This window comes from Methanobrevibacter sp. 87.7 (genome assembly GCF_002208625.1).
Taxonomy (GTDB): Archaea; Methanobacteriota; Methanobacteria; order Methanobacteriales; family Methanobacteriaceae; genus Methanarmilla.
The window spans coordinates 1-3,279 of sequence record NZ_MRCT01000178.1; the positions used below are offsets into that span (position 1 = coordinate 1).

Annotated in this window: 2 protein-coding genes; both read left to right on the top strand. The window is 24.2% G+C overall.

Annotated features, from left to right (window positions below):
- Positions 1-167: 167 nt before the first annotated feature.
- Positions 168-1,652, top strand: a complete 1,485-nt coding sequence (locus BGI41_RS07310) for a hypothetical protein (protein WP_088540006.1) — start codon at positions 168-170, stop codon at positions 1,650-1,652.
- A gap of 505 nt (positions 1,653-2,157) precedes the next feature.
- Positions 2,158-2,988 (top strand): F420-dependent methylenetetrahydromethanopterin dehydrogenase, encoded by an 831-nt coding sequence (locus BGI41_RS07315; protein WP_088540008.1) that lies wholly within the window; start codon positions 2,158-2,160, stop codon positions 2,986-2,988.
- The last annotated feature ends 291 nt before the right edge of the window (positions 2,989-3,279 follow it).

Genomic DNA, 3,279 nt, shown 5'->3' on the forward strand with positions numbered 1-3,279 from the left:
ATTTTATTATTAATTAAGATTTATTTCTTATTTTTACTTTTATTTTATTTTATCTAAGTTTTTAGATTATTGTTAAAATTTTTATAAAATTCGCTTAATTTAAATAACTTGTTTAATATATTATACATAATATAATCTTATAAATTTTAAAATTAGGTTGGTTTTTAATGGGAGATTCTAAAAAGTCTAAAAATCCAAATATATCTAATAAGAATAAAACAAGTTATGAAAATGATGATTTATTAAATCAGCTTCACATGACTCCTAAAGAATTTGAAGATGAATTTGGTGTATCTATAAATGAATTTGAACAAGATGTAGGGGTATCTGTAAATGAATTATTAGATAATTTAAACCTTTTAGATGATGATGAAAGTAATAAACGTCATATTAATTCTAATTCTGATATAGATACTGATGCTGAAGAAGAAATTGATGATTCTATTGTAACTGGTATTAATGAAGCAAGAGAATACTTTAGACGTACAAAATTTGCACCTAAAAATAATATTGAGAAAGTTGAAATTAGAACTTTAGCTTTTGCTTGTGAATTAACACCAGCTAAAACTGTTATTCCAGTAATTAAATGTATTAATGAACTTGAAGAAAAAGGAGAACTTAACTGGAAACATACTAGAATAATAGGTTTATATCATGGTGAAGGTGTTAAAGAATTAATTGAACCATATTGTGATCAAGTTTTCTATATTGGTGAAGGTAGGAGAGCTAACCAATCTAATAAAGGTAATACTCATCTTGCAGGTCTTATTTTTAGAGATATTTTTAAAGCTCTTAAAGCAATGATAGGTGAACAAATTGATCTTCTTATAACATGTGGTAATGCTGGAGATGTAAGAAAATCTATTGCTGCTGCTAAATTATTAAGAACTCCTGTATTACATATTGAACAAGATATTTATAATCCTATTGAATTAATTTCACAAGCTAATCTTATTACTGTACCTTCTAAAGATTATGAATTATATCTTAAAATACAGTATGGTCTTAAAAATGTTATTAATATTGGTGGATATCCAATGGCTAAATATGTTCAAGATCAAGTTTTAAATCATGATTTATTATCTAAAGAAGAAATCGAAGAAAAATTTGGTTTTAGTCATTATATTCTTGTTTTACTTGGAGGAGACTTGAAAAAAGAAGATTTATCAGATTTAATTCCATTGGTTGATGGTTTTGATTATCCAACACTTATTGCTCCGTTTAGATTTGATAAAAATTATGTTGAAAGCTTATCTAATTCTTCTAAAGTTAAAGTTTTAGATAATCATGTTGATATGATTAGTTTAACCTATTCTGCTGATGCACTTATTTATGGTGCAGGTATGGGTATGACTATTGAAGCTGGAGTATTAAAAGTACCTTCAATTAAAATATATGGTTATCATGTTTTCCATAGTAGTATAAATCTTGCTAAAGAATTAAATATTCCTATTGTAAATATTTGGGATATTCCAAAAGCATTAATGAAATTATACCCTCCTAGTGGGGATCTTGTTGAAAATGGTCAATTAGCTATTTATAATCTTGTTAATATTATAAATAATTTTAATTATTCACTTAAAAAAGGTAATATTAAAAATACTTTTAAAATTTGGAGAGCTAGATCTAAATTTAAAAGTTCTCAAAGATAATTAGTTTTCTATTTTAATTTTTTAATTATCTATTTCTATTATCTTTAATTTTAATTAGATTTTTTTGTTTTTAATTTTAGTTTCTTAATTTATTTTTTTAATTTTTTTATTATAAGTTATAAGATTTAACTTATAAATTTAAAATTATAAGTTTTAAAGTATAAGTTATAATATTTTATTGATTACTTAGTATAAGTTATAAGTTATAAGTTAATTTAGATTATCTTAAGTATAAATGGATTTTATAAAATTAGCTTTTTTTTATAAATTTAATTTTTTTATTAGATGTGGATTTTTTAAATAATTATTACTTTTTTTTAATTTTTTCTTAAAATCATTATTTTTCAAAAATTTATTATAATTACTTATAGTTTATAATAAGCTTTTAAAATCCTTATTTTATTTTACTTATAGAAAAAAATATATTATATTATTTAAATTTTTTGGTTTATTTATAAACAAAAATACTTAATAAGTATTTTAATATAGTATTAATTGTGATATTATGGTTGTAAAAATCGGAATAGTTAAAAGCGGAAATATTGGTACATCACCAGTATTAGAATTATTACTTGATGAAAGAGCAGACAGACCTAATATTGATGTTAGGGTATTCAGTTCTGGAGCAAAAATGAACCCAGAACAAGTAGAAGAAGTAGTACCTAAGGTAAAAGACTTTGATCCTGATTTCTGCGTTTTCATAAGTCCTAACCCAGGAGCACCAGGTCCTGCTAAAGCAAGGGAATTATTATCTGAAGGAGACATTCCTGCATTTGTTATTGGAGATGCTCCAGGTAAAGGTAAAAAAGATGAAATGGACGAACAAGGTATTGGTTACATTATTGTAATGGCTGATCCTATGATTGGTGCTAGAAGAGAATGGTTAGATCCTACTGAAATGGCTTCATTCAATGCAGATGTAATTAAAGTATTAGCTGCTACTGGTGCTTACAGATTAGTACAAGATACATTTGATAAAATTATTGCAGATGTTGATGCAGGTAAAGATATTGGATTACCAAAACTTATTATTACTGCTGATAAAGCTGTTGAAGCTGGTGGATTCTCAAACCCATATGCAAAAGCAAAAGCATATGCTGCATATGAAATCTGTGGTAACTTAGCAAAACTCGATACTAAAGGATGTTTCATGATGAAAGACTACAAAGACTTTTTACCTGTTGTAGCTGCTGCACATGAAATGGCTAGTGTTGCTGCTAATTTAGCTACTGAAGCAAGAGAAATTGAAAAATCCAATGATACCGTAAAAAGAACTCCTCACATGGGTGACGGTTCAACTGGATCTAAAGTAGAATTAATCTCTAAACCTGAATAGATTAATTTAAATTAAAAGTAGTTTTTAACTACTTCTTCTACTTTTTTTTATTTAAATTATTTTAAGTAATTTAACTTTTTTTTATTAATTAAAATATTAAAATTTATTAAATTATTCATTATTTATAACTTTCATACATATCATATACTATTTTTTTCTAATTTTATAAGTAAACTATATTTAAATTTATTTTAGATTTGATTATTTTAATTGTTATACTATATACTTTAAAATTATTCATTAATTTTTATATTTTAATTGTTTAATTTTTTTCTTTAATTAGTTAATAAT